The organism is Aliiroseovarius crassostreae, from assembly GCF_001307765.1.
Lineage (GTDB): Bacteria > Pseudomonadota > Alphaproteobacteria > Rhodobacterales > Rhodobacteraceae > Aliiroseovarius > Aliiroseovarius crassostreae.
Map to the genome: position 1 here is coordinate 132,827 of NZ_LKBA01000024.1, position 22,105 is coordinate 154,931.

The 22,105-nt window shown below is 58.4% G+C and carries 13 protein-coding genes; 7 read left to right on the top strand and 6 right to left on the bottom strand.

The window, feature by feature from the left end; genetic code table 11:
* Nucleotides 1-98: 98 nt before the first annotated feature.
* The 3 genes from AKJ29_RS17485 to AKJ29_RS17495 all read right to left on the bottom strand — a co-directional run bounded on the left by AKJ29_RS17485 (nucleotide 99) and on the right by AKJ29_RS17495 (nucleotide 4,941).
* Nucleotides 99-2,753 (bottom strand): TRAP transporter large permease subunit, encoded by a 2,655-nt coding sequence (locus tag AKJ29_RS17485; protein WP_055192812.1) that lies wholly within the window; start codon nucleotides 2,751-2,753, stop codon nucleotides 99-101.
* Nucleotides 2,754-2,767: 14 nt separating this feature from the next.
* Nucleotides 2,768-3,757 (bottom strand): TRAP transporter small permease subunit, encoded by a 990-nt coding sequence (locus AKJ29_RS17490; protein ID WP_235477725.1) that lies wholly within the window; start codon nucleotides 3,755-3,757, stop codon nucleotides 2,768-2,770.
* A 98-nt stretch (nucleotides 3,758-3,855) separates the two neighbouring features.
* Nucleotides 3,856-4,941: a TRAP transporter substrate-binding protein gene (locus tag AKJ29_RS17495; protein ID WP_055192814.1), complete on the bottom strand. Its 1,086-nt coding sequence runs from the start codon at nucleotides 4,939-4,941 to the stop codon at nucleotides 3,856-3,858.
* Nucleotides 4,942-5,307: 366 nt separating this feature from the next.
* On the opposite strand from AKJ29_RS17495, the gene AKJ29_RS17500 reads away from it, so the two are divergent.
* The 4 genes from AKJ29_RS17500 to arsB all read left to right on the top strand — a co-directional run bounded on the left by AKJ29_RS17500 (nucleotide 5,308) and on the right by arsB (nucleotide 11,145).
* Nucleotides 5,308-5,835, top strand: a complete 528-nt coding sequence (locus AKJ29_RS17500; protein ID WP_055192815.1) for a MarR family winged helix-turn-helix transcriptional regulator — start codon at nucleotides 5,308-5,310, stop codon at nucleotides 5,833-5,835.
* Nucleotides 5,832-6,881 (top strand): efflux RND transporter periplasmic adaptor subunit, encoded by a 1,050-nt coding sequence (locus AKJ29_RS17505; RefSeq protein WP_055192816.1) that lies wholly within the window; start codon nucleotides 5,832-5,834, stop codon nucleotides 6,879-6,881. The genes AKJ29_RS17500 and AKJ29_RS17505 overlap by 4 nt, the downstream gene beginning before the upstream one ends.
* Before the next feature lie 9 nt (nucleotides 6,882-6,890).
* Nucleotides 6,891-9,947, top strand: coding sequence for an efflux RND transporter permease subunit (locus tag AKJ29_RS17510; protein ID WP_055192817.1), 3,057 nt, complete (start codon nucleotides 6,891-6,893; stop codon nucleotides 9,945-9,947).
* Between the two features lie 190 nt (nucleotides 9,948-10,137).
* Nucleotides 10,138-11,145 carry an ACR3 family arsenite efflux transporter gene (gene arsB / locus AKJ29_RS17515; RefSeq protein ID WP_139231345.1) on the top strand — a complete coding sequence of 336 codons (1,008 nt, stop codon included), beginning with the start codon at nucleotides 10,138-10,140 and terminating at the stop codon, nucleotides 11,143-11,145.
* 2 nt (nucleotides 11,146-11,147) lie between these two features.
* On the opposite strand, the gene glpK is transcribed toward arsB, so the two are convergent.
* Nucleotides 11,148-12,635, bottom strand: coding sequence for a glycerol kinase GlpK (glpK, locus tag AKJ29_RS17520; protein WP_055192819.1), 1,488 nt, complete (start codon nucleotides 12,633-12,635; stop codon nucleotides 11,148-11,150).
* 71 nt (nucleotides 12,636-12,706) lie between these two features.
* Nucleotides 12,707-14,314 (bottom strand): glycerol-3-phosphate dehydrogenase, encoded by a 1,608-nt coding sequence (gene glpD, locus AKJ29_RS17525; RefSeq protein WP_055192820.1) that lies wholly within the window; start codon nucleotides 14,312-14,314, stop codon nucleotides 12,707-12,709.
* Between the two features lie 225 nt (nucleotides 14,315-14,539).
* Here glpD and AKJ29_RS17530 point away from each other — a divergent pair, with 225 nt between their 5' ends.
* Both AKJ29_RS17530 and AKJ29_RS17535 read left to right on the top strand, forming a co-directional pair.
* The gene (locus AKJ29_RS17530; protein WP_055192821.1) at nucleotides 14,540-15,304 is read left to right on the top strand and encodes a DeoR/GlpR family DNA-binding transcription regulator; all 765 of its coding nucleotides are present in this window, start codon (nucleotides 14,540-14,542) and stop codon (nucleotides 15,302-15,304) included.
* 205 nt (nucleotides 15,305-15,509) lie between these two features.
* On the top strand, nucleotides 15,510-16,193 hold the full coding sequence (locus AKJ29_RS17535; RefSeq protein WP_055192822.1) for a haloacid dehalogenase type II: 684 nt from the start codon (nucleotides 15,510-15,512) through the stop codon (nucleotides 16,191-16,193).
* Nucleotides 16,194-16,333: 140 nt separating this feature from the next.
* On the opposite strand, the gene AKJ29_RS17540 is transcribed toward AKJ29_RS17535, so the two are convergent.
* Nucleotides 16,334-19,459: a bifunctional diguanylate cyclase/phosphodiesterase gene (locus tag AKJ29_RS17540; RefSeq protein WP_055192823.1), complete on the bottom strand. Its 3,126-nt coding sequence runs from the start codon at nucleotides 19,457-19,459 to the stop codon at nucleotides 16,334-16,336.
* A gap of 958 nt (nucleotides 19,460-20,417) precedes the next feature.
* Between AKJ29_RS17540 and AKJ29_RS17545 the strand changes: the two genes are divergently transcribed.
* The gene (locus tag AKJ29_RS17545; protein ID WP_055192824.1) at nucleotides 20,418-22,091 is read left to right on the top strand and encodes a cytochrome D1 domain-containing protein; all 1,674 of its coding nucleotides are present in this window, start codon (nucleotides 20,418-20,420) and stop codon (nucleotides 22,089-22,091) included.
* Nucleotides 22,092-22,105 lie beyond the last annotated feature (14 nt).

Consider the following 22,105-nt stretch of genomic DNA (forward strand, 5'->3'; position numbering starts at 1 on the left):
TTATACGACACAGCGGTGATTGTTCGCGACAAACACCCGCTGCGCAATAAAAAAGACCGGGAGAGCGCCCGGTCTTTTCATTAATTTCTCGTGTGATCTCAGAAATTCAGAGAGATATCCCTGTGATAGGCTGTGCAAGACGCCATCGCGAGCGCCTGATCGCGGGTAAATCTGGGCTGCAAACGCACACCCAGAGTGCCCCGAATCCCCTCGAGATAGGCTTCAATCCCGGGGCGCAATTTGGCCTCGGCATCCTGACGCCACGTCAGCTGCGCCTCATAGGCTTTCAGCGCCTTTTCGTATTCGGCCAGGGCTTTTTCGCGATCCGGGGTCTTGGATTTCAGCGCATTGCGGACTTTGCCAAGCGCCTTTTTCACATCACCTGCCCCTTCCACGTCACCAACCCGCTTTGCGAAGTCTTTCACAACCCCTTCCCCTTCCTTCTCAGGCAGGGTTTCGATGCTTTGGCGCAGGGCCAGCAGATCCACGTGCAGCTTGGCGTAGGCCGCATTGGCGTCAAGCACCGCCAGCACCTCCTCCGGCCCCTCGTAAGAGGCATCCGCAGCGCGACGATAAAGCGACCGCGCCTTGTTTTCGGCCTGTGTCAGCTTTAGGAACTCAGCCTGTTTTTCGGCCCATTCCGCAGGGATGGTTGCGCGCAGCGCATCAGCCTCGGCAACCAGCAGGTCCAGTTGAGATTGCAGTTTCGCCCGCTTCTGTGCCTCACTGTCGTCCCGCATACGGCTGATCGTGGTTTCAAGGTCCCGCACATGTGCTTCGATATTACGGATCTGTTTCTCAACAGCACGCACCTCTCCATGCATCGGGCGATAGGCGGGGGCGGCCTCCTGAACCGTCGCCGCAGCGTCAAACGCTTCGTTCAGCTTCGCCACCGCCAGATCGGCCTGATCAAACCCTTCGGTCAGATCCTTGGCGAGGGATTTGGGCAGGACTGACAGATCCATTCCACGCGCCAGCTTGATGGCATCCCGCGTGGCGCTGCTTTCCGCCAATTGCTGCCCGACATAATCTTCCAGACAAAGCTGCAGTTTCGGGTTGCGCGGCGGCGGGCTGCTTTCGGAAAGAAAACTCACCCGGTTCGGCAGGTAATTCACCAGCGGCGGATACAGCCCGACGATGGCCAGGGCCGAGATCTGCAGCAGGATGAAGGCAATCACGCCCTTGTACATCTGCACCGTTTTCACCACCGCAGGCGCCACGCCGCGCAGATAGAAAAGCGCAAACCCGAAGGGCGGCGTGAGGAAACTGGTCTGGATGTTCAGGCCAATCATCACACCCAGCCAAACAGCCGTGATGTTTGCCGAGGGATCCGCCAGCAGGATCGGCGCCACGATCGGCACCACCACCACGGCAATCTCGATGAAATCGAGGAAGAACCCCAGAATGAAGATCACAAGCATCACGATGATGAACTGCGTCCAGAACCCACCCGGCAGACCCAGCAGGAACTCCTTCACCAGATCTTCGCCCCCGAAGGCCCGGAAGGCGGCGGTCAGCATTGCGGCCCCCAAAAGGATGATAAACACGAGCGAGGTGGTTTTTGCCGTTTCCAGCATCACCCCCTGCAACGTGTTGTCGATCTTGAAGATGCGGAAACCTGACCAGACCAGCGCAACCAGCAACAGCACCGTGGCCATAACACCCAGCGCGATTCCCAGACGGTCGGTCCCGTCCTCGATCGACTTCACATTCATGTCGAAATTGGCAAGGGCAACGCCGACAAGAACCATCGCCGCAATTGCCAGAAACGCAGGGTAGTATAGCGTCTTGCCCCCTTTGGGCAGACGATAGCTTGCCATGATCATCGCACCAGCTGCCCCGATCGCCCCAGCCTGGTTCACAGTGGCAATCCCGGCAATGATCGAGCCCAGAACCAGAAAGATCAGCGCCAGTGGCGGCACCAGGGTGATGGCCACGTTTTTGACAAAGCCCAGGTCGTATTTGCCCTCGTAAGGCACCGCCGGGGCCTGTTTCGGACGCAGAATTGCGAAGATCAGGATATAGGCCATGTAAAGCCCAACCAGCAACATGCCCGGCACAAAGGCCCCAAGGAACATCTCACCGGCTGAGGTGGACGCGACGTCGAACACGGACGGCATCGACAGCTCGCCGGTGGCATCCTTGTGCAGCAGTTTGCGCGCGGTTGAGGCCTGATCCGTGGCCGAGGCCAGCTGGTCTGCCAGAATGATCAGCACAATCGACGGCGGGATGATCTGCCCCAACGTGCCCGAGGCGGCGATGGTCCCGGTTGCCAGAGGTGAAGAATAGTTGTTGCGCAGCATCGCAGGCAGGGAAATCAACCCCATCGCCACCACGGTGGCGCCGACGATACCCGTGGTGGCCGCCAAAAGCGCCCCCACGAAAACAACCGAAATTCCCAGCCCCCCCGGCACCGGGCCAAACAGCTGCGCCATGGTGACCAGAAGGTCTTCGGCGATCTTGGACCGCTGCAGCATGATGCCCATGAAGATGAACAGCGGAATGGCAATCAGCGTGTCCCGCTCAACCTCCCAGTAAACCCCCCTGAGGTTTGTCACCCCCGCAGAAAGCCACTGACTGGGGCCACCAGAATGGAAATAGGCGTCAGTCGAGCCTGCAAAGATGTAACCGGCACCTGCCGCCAGCCCGATGGTGATGATCGCGGCACCGGGCAACGCAAAGGCCACCGGATAACCCGAGCCAAGAGCCGCAGCCATGATCAGGATAAGAAGGGCGAGGAAATAGAGTTCCATATTCTGTTATCCTCTTAATGTGCCGCCGGAGCGACTTCCCGGTGGCCGGGTTCATCGCGTTTATCCGCAACGGCCTCAAGGAAATAGCTGACGAATTGGATCAGCATGGTGATGGCAAAAATGCCCAGAAAGGCCGCCATCTGGTATTTGATGAACATCCCCACGGCCCCGGCCTGCGAGATCTCGAAATTGACAACCGGGCTGTTGATGATCGAGGTTTTGCCGCTGAGCCCGACCATGAGGATAACCCATGTCGTCGACATGCCCAGCACGATCGAGCCGAACGCGTTGACAAAGCCGCGGGTGGTGCGGCCGAAACCGGCATAAAGCACGTCAACCCGCACATGCCCCTCTTCAAACAGCGTATAGGCCGAAGCGAACAGGAACAGCGCCGCATACCAATAGCGCACGAGGTCCCCCATCAGCGCCTGCTCATAGGAGAAGACAAAGCGCGACAGCACAATGATCAGCTCAGCCATTACAATCATCAGCGCAAGCCATGTGAAGCCCAGCGTGCGGGTGAATGCCGCCATGACAAACCCCGCGATCAGCAGCGGGATGTGGATATAGGGGGCCACCCAGCGGGATTTGGCAAAGAGCTTGGTGGTGTCTTGCGAAAAGAAAATCTCCAGCAGACCTTCAACCCGCATGAAGGCGATCGCACTGTCGGCCACACCGATGAACAGAACCGACCAGAAACAGGCGCGGATCAGATAGACATTGAACCGGTGGATTGCCATGGCGTCCCACCTGAGGGACGTGGCGCGACGGCCCAGAACGTAAACGGCCGCCAGCGCAATCGACACCAGATAAACCGCCATGTTCACCCAGGCCCCGGCGGCACCATTTCCCGTCAGGACCTGTCTGGCCCCGGGCAGCCCAAAGCCGACCTCAAGCGCGTTATTGACCAGAAAGGCAAACAGGAACCCCAGCATGCCCCATGCAAACAGGCGCGCGGCAATGGCAGGTTCTCCGGTCCGTGGAATGTCAGTGAAATCCGTCACGATATGCTCCCCTCAAACGCGCGCAGGCACAGGGCCGCCGCACGATTGCAAAGAGCGGGACCGAAGCCCCGCTCTCGTATTTTCAACCCGATCGCCTATCAGACGAGGCCCAGCACGCGGTTGCGCTGGTTCGCATAGCCGATTTCGAAATTGGCGTTCATGGTGCCCATCTCACGCAGCTTGGACTGGAACGAGTCATCGACACGCGCAGCGAGGTCCGAATGGTCGCGGGTTTCTTCGAACACTTCCGCAGAAGCTTCACCAAAGCTGTCCCAGACTTCGTCGTTGAAGTTGCGGATCTGCACACCCTGCTCATCCACCAGCTTGGCCAGATACTCACCGTTCTTGGCGATGTTTTCTTCGTAAGCGGCTGCGTTTTCTTCCATACAGGCCGCTTCGATCACGGCTTTTTCCCAGTCGGACAGACCTTCGAACCAAGACTTGTTCATCGAAAAGGCCAGACCGCCACCCGGCTCGTGCATACCTGCGGTATAATAGAATTTGGCGGCTTCGTAGAACTTCATGAAATAGTCATTGAACGGACCCACCCATTCGGTTGCATCAATGGCACCAGAAACGAGGTTTTCATAGATCTGCGACCCCGGCAGCGACACGGTTGAAGCGCCCAGTTTCGACATCACCTGACCGCCAAGGCCCGGAATACGCATCTTCAGCCCCTTCAGATCATCAGCGCTTTCGATTTCCCTGTTAAACCAGCCGCCGGCCTGGGTGCCGGTCGAACCTGCTGCAAAGGCTTTCAGACCAAATTCACCCGACACTTCATCCCAAAGCTCCTGGCCGCCGCCGAACTTGATCCAGGCGTTCCATTCCGGGTTGGTCATGCCAAACGGCACCGAGGTGAAATAGGCAAAGGCAGGGTGTTTGCCGGTGAAGTAATATTCGGCGCCGATATAGGCCTGCGCGTTGCCAGAGGCCACTTCGTCAAACACATCAAATGCGCCCACGCGCTCACCCGAGGCGAAATATTCCACATTCAGGGCGCCATCCGACAGCTGTGCAATACGCGCAGCGAGGCGCTGCGCCGAAATACCCAGGCCCGGGAAGTCCCGCGGCCAGGTCGACACGATGGTCAGGGTTTTACCACTTTGCGCCAGTGCCGGCGTCGCCAGCGCGGTTGCACCTGCGCCCAGCGCGGCGCCTGTCAGAAACTTACGGCGTTCCATATGAAAATTCCTCCTCCGAGATCTTCAGTTCATTTTATAGTCAATTGCAGCCAATCCCGTAGATCTGTCCGAAACCAGCCATATTGCCACGGCCATTACTAAGGAAGTCAGTCCAGATTTCAATTGATAAATTACAGATCTGGTAAGGTGGCTTTACCACCTCACCCCACACTCCATGATTGGAGGCGCAACCGCTTTGTTTTTCTGGCCCAGGCCTTTTCCACCGCCAAACGCCAGAAAGTTGACGGAACGGCCACTTTTGCCGCCAATCCCGCTGACCCCGGCTTGGCAGCAGCTTTATTTCTCCTATTGGATATTTCATTAAATGAACTATATTGACGGAATTGCAGATCGACAGAGGCACAGATGGGTTCCCGCAGCGACGACCGTATCCACATGCACCAGGCCGACCCGCAGCTTGAACCAGAGTTTCGGGCCTTCATGGGCATCATGGCATTTCACTCTTTTCTGGAAAACCAGATGTGCGACCACCATCCGGGGGCGGAACTGACAAAGCTGCAATCCAGCATTATCGTGCGGCTGAAAGCCCCCAAACGCCTTGGCCAGCTGGCCCGTGAAACCAGCTCGCTCCCCTCGACCATGACCGCCGCCGCAGATCAGATGGAGCGGATGGGCCTGGTCAGCCGCCAGCGCGATCCGAACGACCGGCGCGCATGGCTGCTGGCCCTCACCGAGACCGGACAGCATCTGCGTCAGGAATACACCCGCCTGTCGCGCCTCCTGCTGCAGGACCTTCTGCATCTTGATGATGCGGAACTTGAAACGCTTGCCCGGATCGGCACCAAATTACACACCAACATTCAGTATGTGGTGCAAAATCCTCAGCTGATTGATGAGCTTGACACCTCTTCCCTAGAAAGAACCCCAGCATGACATTTTTGAAACCCGTTCTGGCAACGGCCACATTTGCCCTTGGCCTGTCCTTCACCCCGGCTTTTGCCCAAGACCCGATCAAACCGGTCAAGCTGATGACCGTGGTTGAGGGCAGCGCCGATCTTGACCGCATCTTTTTTGGCAAGGTGGTGGCCCGTCAGACCATTGATCTGTCCTTTCAGGTGGGGGGGCAAATCATCGACTTCCCGGTGATCGAAGGGGATGTCATCAAACAGGGCTCACTGATTGCACAGCTGGATCAGGAGCAATATGCGCTTGCTTTGGAAAAAGCGGTTTTGCAGAAGGATCAGGCCGACCGCACCCTGACCCGGCTGGAAAAGCTGCGCGGCCAGACCGTCAGCCAGGTGGCGCTGGATGATGCCGCCACCCAGGCCAAGCTGGCCGATGTGGCCGTTCGCAAAGCAGAGTTCGATCTAGAACACACCACCCTGGTTGCGCCGTTCGACGCGCTGGTGGCTGAACGCAATGTCGGGAATTTCGTCACCACGGCGGCAGGCACCCCGGTTGTGCGCCTGCACGACATGAGCGAAATTCGCATCGACATTGATGTGCCGGAAATCCTGTTTCAGAAGGCCAGCGGCGACAAGAACGTCCGCCTGACGGCACGCTTTCCCGCCAATGACACCGCGTATCCTCTGGTATTGCGAGAGTTCAACGCAGATGCATCAGGGGTGGGGCAGTCCTACCGGCTGACGCTTGGGATGAAGGCCCCTGTCGGGTTGCGGATCCTGCCGGGGTCCTCGGCGAAAGTGATTGCCCATGCAGAAACCGATGATCGTGAAATCATCGTGCCGGTCACCGCAATCGTGACCAATTCGGACAAATCCCTTTCGGTGATGACATATACGGAAACCGAAACCGGGTCCGGAATTGTGCACAAAACCCCCATTCAGGCCACCCCTGCTGAAAACGGCAATATGATTGTTACCTCGGGGCTGGCGCCCGGCCAGACCATCGTTGCCGCCGGGGCCGGACAGGTGCCCGATGGAGAAGCCGTGCGCCCCTTTACCGGCTATTCGAACTAGGAACATCCCATGGTCAATATTGCTAAAGCATCCATCGACAAGCCGCTTTACACCTGGCTTGTCATCCTGACCATGCTGCTTGGCGGCATCTACGGGTTCTTCAACCTTGGGCGGCTGGAAGATCCGGCCTTCACCATCAAACAGGCGGTGGTCATTACCCAATATCCCGGCGCAAGCGCCGAACAGGTCGCCACAGAGGTGTCAGAGCCTTTGGAAAGCGCCATCCAGAAAATGGAAGAGGTGGATAAGATCACCTCGGACAACCAGCCCGGCATTTCCCGCATCGACGTCGAGATCCGCGACACGTTCAAGGCCGATGAACTGCCTGCGATCTGGACCCGGCTGCGCGCCCGGGTCGGGGATGCGGCACGTGGCCTGCCTCAGGGGGTCTCTACCCCGATGGTCAATGACAGCTTCGGTGATGTGTTCGGACTGTATTTTGCGGTCACCGCACCGGGGTTTTCTGACGCGGAATTACATGAGCTGGGCACATTTCTGCGACGGGAGCTTCTGACTGTTGACGGGGTGGCCGATGTTGATGTCTCCGGGCTTCCTGAAGAGGTGATCTATGTCGAACCCAACATGACGCTGACCTCCAATCAGGGCATCCCCCCCAATGCGATCAACGGCGCGCTGAGTGATGCCAACTCGGTTGCGTCCGCAGGGGCGATCAGCGGCCCGACCAATCGAACCCGGCTTGAGACGCCGGAAGGCTCCGATACGGTCTCGGCCATTGCCGAACTGAGCGTGGGGGTGAATGGGGAGCTTCTGAACCTCGTCGATTTTGCGGATGTGACACGCACACGAGACGCCAATCCGTCCCAGATCATCCGCTTCAACGGGCAGGACAGCTTCACCCTTGCCGTGGCCGGGCTGGAAACCGAAGACATCGTGAAGGTGGGGCACAAGGTTGACGCCAAGCTGGCGGAACTGGATGCGGACATCCCCTATGGTGTCGAACTGCACCCGATTTACCAACAGCATCTGGTGGTCGAACAGGCCTCCAACGACTTTCTGGTCAACCTTGCCATGTCGGTGGGTATCGTGATTGTGGTTCTGGGCCTGTTCATGGGCTGGCGGGCGGCGATCGTGATCGGCACCACGCTGCTGCTGACCGTGGTGGGCACCATCATGTTCATGTGGCTCTTTTCCATCGAGATGGAACGGATTTCGCTGGGCGCCCTGATCATTGCGATGGGGATGCTGGTCGACAACGCCATTGTGGTGGCCGAGGGGATGCAGATCTCGATGCTGCGCGGGCGCAATTCGCGTCAGGCCGCAGACGATGCCGCCAGGAAAACGCAGATCCCTCTTCTGGGGGCCACCGTGATTGGCATCATGGCCTTTTCCGGCATCGGCCTGTCCCCGGACAGCACGGGCGAGTTTCTGTTCTCACTCTTTGCCGTGATCGGCATTTCGCTCATGCTGAGCTGGGTGCTGGCCCTGACCGTAACCCCCTATCTGGGCCATCTTCTGTTCAAACACGGAAATCAGAACGCGGATGACGCCTTTTCCGGCCCGTTTTTCCGCATCTACAAGGCGTCACTTGACTGGGCGCTCAGCCTGAGATGGCTGGTGGTCGCCGGTCTGATTGCCGTAACTGTCATCTGCTATGCGGGTTTTGGGCTGGTGAAACAGCAGTTCTTCCCCAATTCCAACACGCCGCTGTTCTTTGTCCGTTACCAGCTGCCACAGGGCAGTTCGATCCAGAAAACCTCGGACGATCTGAAGGTCATGGAGGACTGGCTGCTGGCGCAGGACGAGGTGGTCTCGGTTGCCTCTTATGCAGGTCAGGGGGCGACACGTTTCATGCTCACCTATGATGCCGGGAAATCCAATCCGGGCTACGGGCACCTGATCATCCGCACCGACAGCATCGCCGAGATCCCCCCGTTGCGCCAACGGCTGGAAACCTTCGGCGCGGAAACCTTCCCCGAAGGGGAATTCCGGGTTGAACGGCTGATCTTTGGCCCTGGCGGCGGTGCCCCCATTCAGGTGCGCCTGTCCGGGAGTGACCCCGAAATGCTGCGCCACCTGGCCGAGCAGACCGCACAGGTGATGCGTGACGCCTCTGACAACCTGCTGAACATGCGTATCGACTGGCGCGAACAGGAACTGACCATCACCCCGATCTATGCCACCAACCGGGCACAATCTGCGGGCGTCAGCCGCGATGACATCGCACAGGCCCTGGCCTTTTCAACCGACGGGGTGCGCGCGGGCACCTATCGTGAACGCGAACGGCTGATCCCGATCATTTCACGCAGGCCCGCAGATGGCGAATACAACCTGAACAACCAACTGGTCTATTCTTCGGTCAAAGGGGGGTATCTGCCGATTGAGCAGGTCACGGACGGGTTCGAGCTTCGGGTCGAGAACACCCAGTTCAACCGCTGGAACCGCGTGCCGACCATCACGGTTGGGGCCGACATCCCTGCCGACCTGACCGCCGCATCGGTTCATAGCGAAATCCGCGCCGCGGTTGAGGCCATGGATCTGCCGATTGGCTATTCGATGGAGTGGGGCGGCGAGTTTGAGAACTCTTCGAAGGCCAATGAAAGCCTTGGCAAGCAACTGCCGATCAGCCTGCTGATCATGGTGATGATCTCGATCCTTCTGTTCAACGCGATCCGCCAGCCGATCATCATCTGGCTTCTGGTGCCGATGTCGGTAAACGGGGTGGTGATTGGCCTTCTTGGCACCGGGCTTCCCTTTACCTTCACCGCGCTTCTGGGCCTGCTCAGCCTGTCGGGCATGCTGATCAAGAACGGCATTGTTCTGGTGGAAGAGATTGATCTGGTGCGCAAAGACGGGGTGCCCATGCGCAAGGCCATCATCGACGCCTCGGCCTCGCGGGTGCGCCCGGTGGCATTGGCGGCAATCACCACGATCCTCGGCATGGTGCCGCTTTTGGGGGATGCGTTCTTTGTGTCGATGGCGATCACAATCATGGGCGGGCTTGCCTTCGCCTCGGTGCTCACGCTGGTCGCAGCCCCGGTGTTTTATTACATCTTTTTCAAGCGCGGCGAAAAACGGGAGCGGGAACTGGAAGGGCTCGCCACCTGACCCCAACATGACCACAGAAAAACGACCCCGCCTCATGGGGTCGTTTTCACTCCCACCCCAAGGCCACTCCAGCCCGACCACCATGGGGCCTTGACCCGGACGGGGTGCGCCTCCTATTGCGACAGAAGCGACCACCTTACCCGTTCGGAGAGCCCCCATGAGCGACAACAGCCTGCCCACCGAAAGTGCCATGGGCTTTTTCGAACGCTACCTGACCCTTTGGATCGCGATGGCAATGGCAGGTGGCATTGCACTGGGCGCCATCGCCCCCGGCCTTGTCGGAATTGTGGCGGGTGCGGAACTGGCCTCGATCAATCTTGTGGTCGCCGTGCTGATCTGGGCGATGGTCTATCCGATGATGGTTGGTGTCGATTTCGGGGCCGTGGCCGGCGTGGCCCGCCAGCCGAAAGGGCTGATCGTGACCCTTGTGGTCAACTGGCTGGTCAAACCCTTCACCATGGCCCTGATGGCGGTGCTGTTTTTCGATTATGTCTTTGCGCCGTGGATCACCCCCGAAGACGCCGCCCAGTATACGGCCGGGCTGATCTTACTGGGGGCCGCCCCCTGCACGGCAATGGTATTTGTCTGGTCACAGCTCACCCGCGGCGACGCCACCTACACGCTGGTGCAGGTTTCCGTGAATGACCTGATCATGGTGGTGGCCTTTGCCCCGATCGTGGCATTTTTGCTGGGCGTGACCGAAATCACGGTCCCCTGGCAGACCCTGGTTCTGGCCACGGTACTTTACGTGGTACTGCCACTGATCGCGGGGCTGCTCACCCGCCGGGCGTTGGGATCTGAAGAAGCGATCAGCCGTTTCATTGCCCGCGTGAAACCGATTTCCATCATCGGGCTGATTGCCACCGTGGTCATCCTGTTTGGCCTGCAGGGAGAGGTGATCTTGTCACGCCCTCTGGTCATCGGGCTGATCGCCGTGCCGATCCTGATCCAGAGCTATGGCATCTTTGCCCTGGCCTATGGCGCCGCTTATGCGCTGAAAGTGCCGCACCGCATTGCCGCCCCCTGTGCCATGATCGGCACGTCAAATTTCTTTGAACTGGCGGTGGCCGTTGCAATCAGCCTGTTTGGCCTGCATTCCGGGGCGGCCCTAGCCACGGTGGTCGGTGTGCTGGTTGAAGTGCCGGTGATGCTGTCACTGGTGGGATTTGCCAATCGAACCCGCGCCCGGTTTGCCTGACATCAGACCGACAATGTTGCCGCCACAGCGCGTTTCCAACGGGCGTATTTTGCCTCCCGTTCCTGGCTGGACATCACCGGGGTGAACCTCTTCTCCAACGCCCACTCCCGAGCAAATCCCGCCTGATCCGGGTAGATGCCCGCCTTCATACCCGCAAGCCATGCAACCCCCAGAGCGGTGGTTTCCAGCACCTCCGGCCGATCCACGGGGGCGCCGATAATATCGGACAGGAACTGCATCGACCAGTCCGACGCACTCATCCCGCCATCCACGCGCAGCACCTGATCACCGCCATCGCCGCTCCAGTCTGCCACCATGGCCTGCATCAGATCGCGGGTCTGATACCCCACGCTTTCCAGCGCCGCCCTGGACAGTTCCGCCGCCCCGGAATTCCGGGTCAACCCGTAGACCGCACCGCGACAATCAGCGTTCCAATAGGGCGCACCAAGCCCGACAAAAGCCGGCACCAGCACCACGTCCTGCGCCGGGTCTGCCGCCTCAGCCAATGCCTGCGTGTCGCCCGCTTGGCCAATCAGCTTCACCCCGTCGCGCAGCCATTGCACCACCGCGCCGGCCACAAAAATCGACCCTTCCAGCGCATAAGTTGGCTTTCCATCAAGCTGATAGGCAATGGTGGTCAGCAGGCGGTTCCCGGAGCGGACCGGCGTTTCCCCGGTGTTCAGAAACGCAAAACATCCGGTGCCATAGGTGGATTTCATCATCCCCGGTTCAAAACAGGCCTGCCCCACGGTCGCGGCCTGCTGGTCCCCCGCCACACCAAGGATCGGCAAGGCGGCCCCCAGCAAAGCGGAGTCAGTGACACCAAACGCATCCGCGCAATCCTTGACCTCGGGCAACATGCCCATCGGAATATTCAGAAGCGCGCAGATAGTCTTGCTCCACCGCCCTTTGTGGATATCGTAAAGCAGTGTCCGCGCGGCATTGGTGGCATCTGTGGCATGGCTTTTGCCACCGGTCAGCTTCCAGATCAGATAGCAATCCACCGTGCCAAACAGAAGCTCACCTGCTTCTGCCCTTGCCCGCGCACCATCAACATTGTCCAGGATCCACGCCAGCTTGGTGGCCGAGAAATAGGGATCCAGCAGCAGGCCGGTGCGCCCTGTCACCATCTCCTCATGGCCGGCCTCACGCAGGGTCTGGCACAGAGCCGAGGTGCGCCGATCCTGCCAGACAATGGCGTTATAGACGGGTGCGCCGGTGATCCGGTCCCACACCAAGGTGGTTTCGCGCTGGTTGGTGATCCCGATCGCCGCAACATCCGCTGCGGGAACGGCCGCCGTGTCCAAAGCCTCACGGCAGGTTGTCAGAGTGCTCTCCCACAGGTCTGCCGGATCATGTTCCACCCAGCCGGATGCGGGATAATGCTGTGGGAATTCCTGTTGCGCCACAGCCTGCACACGCATCGCCTGATCAAACACAATGGCACGCGAGGAGGTGGTGCCCTGATCAATCGCCAGAATATGTGACATGGGGACCTCGACTGTTTTCTGTTGTTCCTTATGGGTTTACACCGGGCGGGATATTTTCCCAAACTCTGATTTCATCCGCTCTGCGCGGGCGTTGCCAGATAGGTTTCCATCCAGTTCCGGAGCCGGGAGATCTCATCTTCACTTAAACGCAGGCCAAGTTTGTTGCGGCGCCAGATCACGTCTTCCGCGCTGCGTGCAAACTCTTTGCGGATCAGCCATGTCACCTCACGCGCCGTCAGGGTTGCGCCGAAATCCTCACCCAGCTGATCTGCGCGGATGGCATTGCCCAAAACCTGCCACGCCTCAGTGCCGTAGGCCCGGATCAGGCGCCGCGCCCAGAAGGCGGACAGGAACGTGTATTCCGCACGCAGCAGCTCGACCAGCCGATCCACCTGATCGATGGCAAAACCCCCTCCCGGCAAGGCCACACCTGCGGTCCACTTGCCGGGAAGTCCCGCAAAATGCGGGGCAAGCTTCTCCATCGCCGCCTCTGCCAGCCTGCGATAGGTGGTGATCTTGCCACCAAACACATTCAGAACCGGCACGCCCTCTGCATCATCCAGCGTCAGAACATAGTCGCGCGTGGCCGCAGTGGCGCTTGATGCCCCATCATCATAAAGCGGGCGCACGCCGGAATAGGTCCAGACAATGTCATCGCGCGTCACAGAGCGTTCGAAATACTGCGAGGCAAAGCTGCACAGATAGTCCTGCTCGGCCTCGGTGCAGACCGGGCGCGTGTCCGGATCCGGGTGATCCTGATCCGTGGTGCCAATCAGGGTAAAGTCGGTCTCATAGGGAATTGCGAAAATGATCCGCCCGTCCTGCCCCTGAAAGAAATAGCATTTGTCATGGTCAAACAGACGTTTGGTCACGATATGGCTGCCCCGCACCAGGCGTACGTTTTCGCGCGAGGGCACATGGATGCGCGACTGGATCACGTCCCCGACCCATGGGCCACCCGCATTGACCAGAGCACGCGCTTTTTGAACACGGGTTTGCCCGGTGACCCCATCGCGCAAGGTCACGGCCCAATGCGGTCCGTCTCGCATCGCGGAAACAACTTCGGTGCGCACCAGAATCTGCGCCCCACGCGCTTCGGCATCCCGGGCATTCAGGACCACCAGACGGGCATCCTCAACCCAGCAATCGGAATATTCAAACGCCTTAGCAAAGCGGTGCTGAAGCGGTTTGCCTTCAGGCGCCCGGCGCAGGTTGATCGAGGTGGTGCCCGGCAGGATTTTGCGTCCTCCAAGATGGTCATACAGGAACAGGCCCATCCGGATCAGCCAGCCGGGCCGCCGCCCCTTCATCCACGGCATCCCGATGCGCAGCAGCCGGGACACCGGTGTTTCCGCATCAAAACGCATATCGTCATGATAAGGCAGCACAAAACGCATCGGCCAGGAGATATGCGGCATCGCCCTGAGCAGGATTTCGCGCTCAATCAGCGCCTCGCGCACCAGACGCAGTTCAAAATATTCCAGATAGCGCAGCCCGCCATGAAACAGCTTTGTTGACGCCGAGGACGTGGCGGAGGCCAGATCGTTTTTTTCGGCCAGCATCACGGACAAACCCCGTCCAGCAGCGTCGCGGGCAATCCCGGCCCCGTTGATGCCGCCCCCGATGACAAAAAGGTCGCAGATCTCAGGCGTGGGAGAGTTGGGGGAAGAACTGGCCAAGGGGGCTCCTGCGATGCCGTTATTTCATATGCCTTAAACCCTAACACCGAGATTGTGCGATTCTCCACTTCTTTTTTCGTTTTTCTTCGCTTTTTACGCTTTTCGCTCGTTATCGGTGATAATCGTGCCGGCTTTCTCAAAATATGCCGGAAACTCAGGCGGGTTGAAACAATCCGAACAATCCCGCACAATGCGCCAGCTCTTCCCTTCACCAAAGGTGCCCCCATGTCCCTCTCATTTCGCCAGACGGATATTCTTGAAATCGCCAAGACCGATGGGCGGGTTACGGTGGAAGGGCTGGCCGCCCGGTTTGATGTGACCGTCCAGACCATTCGCCGCGATCTGAGCGAGCTTGCTGACGCGGGCAAACTGGAACGCGTGCATGGGGGGGCAGTGCTGAGTTCGGGTGTGTCCAATATCGGATATGCGGATCGGAGGGGCCTGCATGAAACCGCGAAGGCCGATATTGCCCGGGCCTGCGCCGAGGCGATCCCGGACGGGGCATCCGTTTTCCTGAACATCGGCACCACCACCGAGGCGGTTGCGCAAGAGCTGCTGTCGCATCGGGATCTTCTGGTGGTCACAAACAATCTGAACGTTGCCCAAATACTGGCCGCCAATCCCCAATGTGAGATCATTGTGGCCGGCGGGGTGCTGCGCCGCACCGACGCGGGGCTGGTGGGAAATCTGACCATCGCCGCAATCGAGCAGTTCAAATTCGATTACACCGTGACCAGTTGTTCGGCGCTGGACACGGAGGGCGACATGATGGATTTCGACCTGCAGGAAGTGAATGTGAGCCGGGTGATTCTATCGAAGGCGCGCCGCTCCTTCCTAGTGGCGGATCATTCGAAATTCCATCGCAGCGCCCCCGCCCGGATCGCCTCCCTGCAGGAGATCGACACCTTCTTTACCGATCAGCCCGTCACAGAACTGCTTGCTGCGTGTTGTGCCGACTGGCACACGGAGATCCGGGTCTGCACGGCGTGAGCCTTACGATCATCCTGACCGTAAGCATTGCCTTGCAGCGGGTGGAAACGCTACCCTTCAAAGGCACCAGCTAAAGCCGTTTCTACTTATTGTTAGATCACAATGAGTAAGTGGCAACGCCTATGCCTTCTTGGTGTTTCGACTTTTCCCTATCTCAGGTTAAAGTCGAAACGCTTTAATCTCGAAATGCTTTGCCGGAGGCCCCATGCCACAAAAGATCAAAGCCGTCATATTCGACGCCTACGGCACCCTGTTTGATGTCTTTTCAATCGCCAAACTTGCAGAGGATCTGTTTCCGGGAAAAGGGCAGGAGATGGCGCAAATCTGGCGCGACAAGCAGATCGAATACACACGGCTGCGCACCCTTAGCAACCGCCATGCGGACTTTCGGAAGGTAACGCAGGATGCGCTGGTCTATACCTGTGCGCTGCTTGATCTGGACCTGGCAACCGACGCAAGAAACCAGCTGATGGGGCAATATGACAGGCTGGCGGCTTTCACCGAAAACAGATCCGTGCTTTTGGAGCTGAAGGCAGAAGGCATACCGCTTGCCATCCTGTCGAACGGCACAGCTGACATGCTGCAACGGGTGACGCAGAATGCCGGGTTTTCAGACCTGTTCGACCATGTGCTGAGCGTCGAGAGTGTCGGCAGGTTCAAGACAGCCCCGGAAACCTATCAACTGGGGCCGGATGCGTTCGACCTGCCTGCAGAGAACATATTGTTTGTATCCTCGAATTGCTGGGATGCCTGTGGCGCAACCTGGTTTGGGTATCAGACGATCTGGCTGAACCGGTACGGCCTGCCCCTTGAGCAGCTGGATGTCACGCCCCATCATACCGGCGCGTCCCTGAAGGATGTGGCCGAAATCGTTGCGAACCAAAGCTAAAGCGTTTCGAGATTAACTTGAGACACAAGTTGATTTCGAAACGCCCGCAACATCAGTAGGTTTCGAGCGTTTCGCCTCAGTATTGTGTCTCAATAATAAGTCGAAACACTTTAAGGCAAGGCCGTTTCCCCTGCCTCAGGTCAGGTCCAAAACGCTTTAGCCTTCGCCTTTGCAACACGGGTCACCCGCTCACCCTCTCGGCTGTTCAGCAGATCCTTCAACGGCACGGGATGCTCAAACAGATAGCCCTGACCAAAATCAGCGCCAATCTGTGCCAGAAAGGCGCATTGGTTTTCTGTTTCGATCCCTTCAGCGACAACTTGCACATTAAGGCGATGGGCCATTTCGACCATTGATCGACACAGGGTTTCGGCCGTGTTGTTCCCGGACAGATCCCGTACGAAGGCCTGGTCAATCTTGAGATAGTCGATCTTGTATTTGAGGAAATGGAAAAGCGAGGAATACCCCTTGCCAAAATCATCCAGCGCAAGCTGGAAACCTGCCCGCTGCAGGGTGTCCAGCTTGTCCACCAACGGGCCTTGCGTTTCCAGCAAAGCGTTTTCGGTGATCTCGATGATGAACCCATCCCCCCTCTGTCCACTTTCCTCCAGCCTTTGCAGCCAGCTCTGGAAACCCTTCACGGAAGAGATCAACTGCAGCGGGGAAACATTGATGCTGATCTGAAACGCGGGCCCAAAGCAGCGACGCAATAATGGCAAAGCTTCGCAGCATTGCTCAAACACCAGTTCCCCCAGCCGGTCGATCAATCCCGCTTCTTCGGCCAGCGGTATGAACTGCGCAGGCGGCACCTGTCCAAGTGAGTCGCTGTGCCATCTCAACAGGGCTTCCGCCTTGCAGGTCTTTCCGGTTTTCAAATCAATGATCGGCTGAAAATGGACATCCATCTGCTTGTTGCGCACCGCCTTTTGCAATGCGGACACAAGGTTCATCTTTTCCACTACCGCACGGCGCATTTCGGAGCTGAAGGGAACCGCCCGGTTCCGTCCACCAGACTTGGCAACATACATCGCCTGATCCGCGGCCGAGATCAGATCTTCTGCGGTGACCGCATCCGTCGGATAGCGCGCAATGCCCAGGCTACCGGTCAGATGCACCACGTCTTTCTCAATCCCGAACGGGATCGCAACCTCTTCGAGCAAGGTTTCGACAATTTGCGCCTGCTCGGCGATGTGGTTTTGATCAAGCACCACAATGAACTCATCCCCTCCATAGCGCGCAATTGTCACCCCCTGCGCCAAACAGTTGCGCAGCCGGTCGGAAACGCGCTTCAACACCTGATCCCCGGCCGCATGACCCAACCGGTCATTGACCTGCTTCAACCCGTCGAGATCCAAGAACAGGAGCGCAATTTCCTTGCGGCCCGCGCTGGCGGCCCGGATCACATCCTCAAGATATTCGCCCAGCGCCGCACGGTTCAGCAGGCCGGTCAACACATCGATATGCGCCTGCTTCCAAATCGTTTCATTTGCCTTCTTCTGAGCGGTCATGTCTCGCACCAGAATGACATAGCGATAAGGGGAATTCGTCTTGTCGAAAATGGCGTTGATCGTCAACCAGACCGGAATGGATCGCCCGGCACGACACAGGATCTGCACCTCACCCCCCCAACCTTTTCCCCCGACCCTGGCACGAGCAAACCCATTGCGCAGCTTGCGCCGCATCGGGGCGGGCAAGAGTGACCGTAAATTGCGGCCAATCAGGGCCTTGTCATCCTGCCCAACCAGCCTTGTCAATGCCGGGTTGGTTGTCAGAATATGGTGCGCGGCATCGGTAACAATCATGCCTTCCGAGCTGCTTTCATACACCATTGCGGCAAGGCGCATTGCCTCCTCTGCATTGCGCCGATTGGTAATATTGCGCATGATGAGGATGGTTTCCCGCCCCCCGTGAACAGGACAGGCGCGTGCCTCGAAATGGCGTGCCTCTCCGTTGATATCCAGGCTGTAATCCCAACTGACCATATCCTGGCTTTGCTGGTGCCTTTCGATGTTTTCCCGAAACTTCTGTGCTGCCTCCGACGGTAGAAGATCCTTCATATTCCGGCCCAGAAACTCCTCTGGCGGAAACAGGAGGTCATCATGTTCCCGGGCCCTGCAATCCAGCACCACGTAATTCCGATCCAGACGGAAATAAAGATCAGGCAGGGCATCCAGAACGGCTTCAAGCTGTTCCTGACGCATGTGTTCCGCCTTCTCTGCCGCAAGACGCCCCCCTTTTGCCTTTGCAAATTCCGCACTCAGAAAGCCAAACTCCTCCACATTGGCAGAGCGCGAGGTGCGAGGGGACCACACCGCGTCATTCTCGACTTCCTGTTTCAGGCCCCGCGGCGGGGGTAATATTGCCCGCTGCGTCACGTACCTGACCAGCCAAAGAAAGCCCCCACCAAAGCCCAAAAACAGGGCCAGACTGAGGAACGCCCGCCAGTTGGCAGCGGCAAGTGCTGCATCAATTGGCAGCCCTACACCCACATACAGCACGGCCCCCGCATCATCCTCAAACACGCGTTCATGACGAAACAGGCGGCGCAGACCATCAGGCCCTGCGACAATGCCATTCTTCTCGGTCCCGCTCTGCCCCTGCCCCACCTCGGGCGGCAGTTGGGCTTGCCCCAATACCTCCCCGCGTCGGGGCGCAAGGGCCACAACGCGTTGCGCCTCCTCAACCACATAGGAAATAACACCCTTCGGCGCGGTCAGCTGATCGAGCTGCTGCGCCCATCGCTTCGGTGATGCCACCGCAACCACCACGCCAGCAACGGGCCCATCCGCCCCGTCCGGCTGGATCGGGTGCGCAAAGGTCATGTCTGGCAATCCCGCCGCCCGCTCCCCTCGCATCATGGACACCGAGAAACGGCGCTGGTCCCGGGCCTGACGAAAATAGGGCCGATCCTGCACATTGACAGCACGGGGCAGCGCAGTGGCATTGCATAAAAGCTCCCCATCCGCGCGCGCCACCGCAAGGTTGACATAGGTCGGGTTCAGATCAACCACCTCAGCAAGGAATGCTGAGCATTGCTGGGCATCCTGCACCTGTGGGGAGCGCGCCAGCCGCATCAGAAACTGCCGCGCTTCATCCATGAACTGCTTTTGCTCCAACGCCAATGCGCCAGCAGTCCGCTCTGCCTCTTCACCAATCCCGATCAGGACCTCTCGACGTTCAAAAAAGGCCTGCAGAACAACCAGAACCACCGTGGGCAAAGCCAACAGCAACAGAACGGATCTGAGGCGGGCATGGAGCGTTTTCATTGTAAATTATACTCAAAAACTTTGAACAATCCTAAAAGCTGCTCCAAACAACGCAACCCAAGATTTAAATCCCTTAGCGAACGCACGGGGAGTGGCGCATCATAGACACGGGGCATGTGCCAGTCAGAACAGGGTTGAAAAGAAGGCCAGCCGCCCACCGATACATGATCGGTAGCGGCCTCATTTTGCACCTAGATGCAATCAGACGGCTGGCAGTATGTGCGGCGCCCCCATGACCGTTCCTTCACGGGACATTGCACATGATCGTTCCCGGTGTCTGCTAACCTCACCCAAAGACAGCAGGATTGGAAACGAAGAGGCCGCATTCCGTGTTTGCGATGACAAACGCGCCCCGAAGGACGGAAAATGCGTCGGCGCCAGCCGGACAAGGGACGCAGCCAGCTGGCGCCTGACCCACGAACCTGCCGGGAATACTCGATTTCGCGAATGACGTGTGGGAGGTCGAAATCGCAGGAGAGAGTGGCAAGACGGGGTGTTCGAGATGAAAGAAGCGGGGACAATGGGCAGATGTCGTCGGCACCGGGAAAATCCCCGGAGCGATCCACGTGCCTTTGGGGTGACCCCATCAATTCCTCCTTACTGAAGGCCGCAAGACTTCACCCCGCGGCCAGTGTAAACCTGCCTGTAGCATGACGAGCTTTCCCCGGTGCGTTCTTAACGAAAGTCAAGATTGTCGCAGTTCCTGCAATTTTTTTGATCGGGGGAAATCGACGGAAAGCTGGCATCATACCTGCACTCTGTCGGAAAAATGACGGACCCGTTCACACATGTTACCCGCGCGCGTAACGCGATCCGGTTAATTGACCAGGTTTGCGATCAATGCCGGGCTGCGCACGAAAGTTCAAATTTTCGTTAGCATCGTTGACAAATGTCAAGACTCACCAAGGCCCCACCGCCCATCTTTCCCCCAGCCTTACCAAGCAAACGGAGAGTGATCATGTCACTTGGAATCACCAACAAAACACGCCACACGCTAGGGATCGGTTTCGCAATCCTGCTCGGCAGCGTCGCTCTGCCGGCTGTTGCCGAAGGTCCGACCCTGAGCGAGGAAGCATTTGAAGCTTCGAAACAACTCTACTTTGAACGTTGCGCCGGTTGTCACGGCGTTCTGCGCAAAGGCGCCACCGGTAAAAGCCTTGAGCCGGTTGTGAAGAAAAAGAACGCCGACGGCACCGAGACCATCAGCGGCACGCTGAAACTGGGTCAGGAGCGCCTGGAGAAAATCATCTCTTGGGGAACCGAAGGCGGCATGAACAACTTCTCGGACATCATGTCTGAGCAGGAAATCAAGGACATGGCGACCTACATCCAGATGGATCCGCCGAAGCCGCCAGAAATGTCGCTTGCTCAGATGAAACAGACCCGCAAGGTCTATGTCGAAGAGGCTGACTACCCGACCGAGCCGCTGCACGGCCGCAACTGGGAAAACTTCTTCGTTGTCATCGAGCGTGACGTAGGCACGGTGGCCGTGATCGACGGCGACACCAAAGAAGTTCTGGCACACATCCCGACCGGTTATGCTGTGCACGTGATGAAAGCCTCTGAGCACCACAAGCTGGAAGAGCCGGAAAACCCGGGCCGTTTCTGGTACACCATGGGCCGCGATGGCAAGATGACCAAGATCGACCTCTGGCAGACGCCGGACAAGATGCTGGTTTCGGAAGTCAAGATCGCATACGACGCACGTGACGTGGCAGTTTCCGGCGACGGTAAATACGTGATCGGTGGCGCTTACTGGCCTCCGCACTTCGCCATCGTTGATGCCATGACCATGGAACCGCTGAAAGTTGTTTCGACCCGCGGTGTGAACGTTGACGGTGACTATGTGGAAGAAGCCCGCGTGGCAGCCATCTACACCACCCCCAACGAACCAACCTGGATCGTTGCCGTGAAAGAGCTGGGCCAGCTGTGGCAAGTTGACTACTCGGACCTGGACAACCTGCGCATCGACAAGATCGACTCAGCCAAGTTCCTGCACGACGGCTTCTTCGATCCAACAGGTCGTTACTTCCAGATCGCTGCGAACGCATCGAACAAAATGGTTGTTGTCGACACCAAAGAGCGCAAGCTTGAGGCCATGATCGACGTTGCTGCCCTGCCGCACCCCGGCCCGGGCGCCAACTGGAACGACCCGAACTGCGGCCCGGTGGCTGCGACCACCCACCTCGGCGCAGGTACTGTGACCGTCTGGGGCAACGACCCCAAAGGCACCCCGGACAAAGCTTGGAAAACCTGTTACGAGGTTGAAACCGACGGCCCGGGCCTGTTCGTCCGGACGCACCCGAACTCGGATTACATCTGGGCTGACCAGACCAAAACTCCGGATCTCGAAGTGCAGCAATCGGTTCAGGTCATCTCGAAAGAGACTGGTGAGATCGTGAAAACGATCCAGATTACCGAAGAAGAAGGCAACGTTGCTGTTCACTTCGAATTCAACAAGGACGGCACCGAAGTGTGGGTTTCGAAATGGAACCGCGCAACTTCAAAAGAGCCGAATGGCGAAATGGTCATCTATGACGCCAAAACTCTGGAAGAGATCGGTCGCGTGAAAGGGCTGTATGCTCCGACCGGTAAGTTCAACGTCTACAACCGTTCGAACCACGTGACCTAAGTCAAGACATCGCC

Coding starts and splice junctions, on each gene's coding strand:
- AKJ29_RS17540 (WP_055192823.1), bottom strand. CDS start 19,459: ATGAAAACGCTCCATGCCCGCCTCAGATCCGTTCTGTTGCTGTTGGCT.
- AKJ29_RS17500 (WP_055192815.1), top strand. CDS start 5,308: ATGGGTTCCCGCAGCGACGACCGTATCCACATGCACCAGGCCGACCCG.
- AKJ29_RS17510 (WP_055192817.1), top strand. CDS start 6,891: ATGGTCAATATTGCTAAAGCATCCATCGACAAGCCGCTTTACACCTGG.
- AKJ29_RS17530 (WP_055192821.1), top strand. CDS start 14,540: ATGTCCCTCTCATTTCGCCAGACGGATATTCTTGAAATCGCCAAGACC.
- AKJ29_RS17535 (WP_055192822.1), top strand. CDS start 15,510: ATGCCACAAAAGATCAAAGCCGTCATATTCGACGCCTACGGCACCCTG.
- AKJ29_RS17545 (WP_055192824.1), top strand. CDS start 20,418: ATGTCACTTGGAATCACCAACAAAACACGCCACACGCTAGGGATCGGT.
- arsB (WP_139231345.1), top strand. CDS start 10,138: ATGGGCTTTTTCGAACGCTACCTGACCCTTTGGATCGCGATGGCAATG.
- AKJ29_RS17505 (WP_055192816.1), top strand. CDS start 5,832: ATGACATTTTTGAAACCCGTTCTGGCAACGGCCACATTTGCCCTTGGC.
- AKJ29_RS17495 (WP_055192814.1), bottom strand. CDS start 4,941: ATGGAACGCCGTAAGTTTCTGACAGGCGCCGCGCTGGGCGCAGGTGCA.
- AKJ29_RS17485 (WP_055192812.1), bottom strand. CDS start 2,753: ATGGAACTCTATTTCCTCGCCCTTCTTATCCTGATCATGGCTGCGGCT.
- glpK (WP_055192819.1), bottom strand. CDS start 12,635: ATGTCACATATTCTGGCGATTGATCAGGGCACCACCTCCTCGCGTGCC.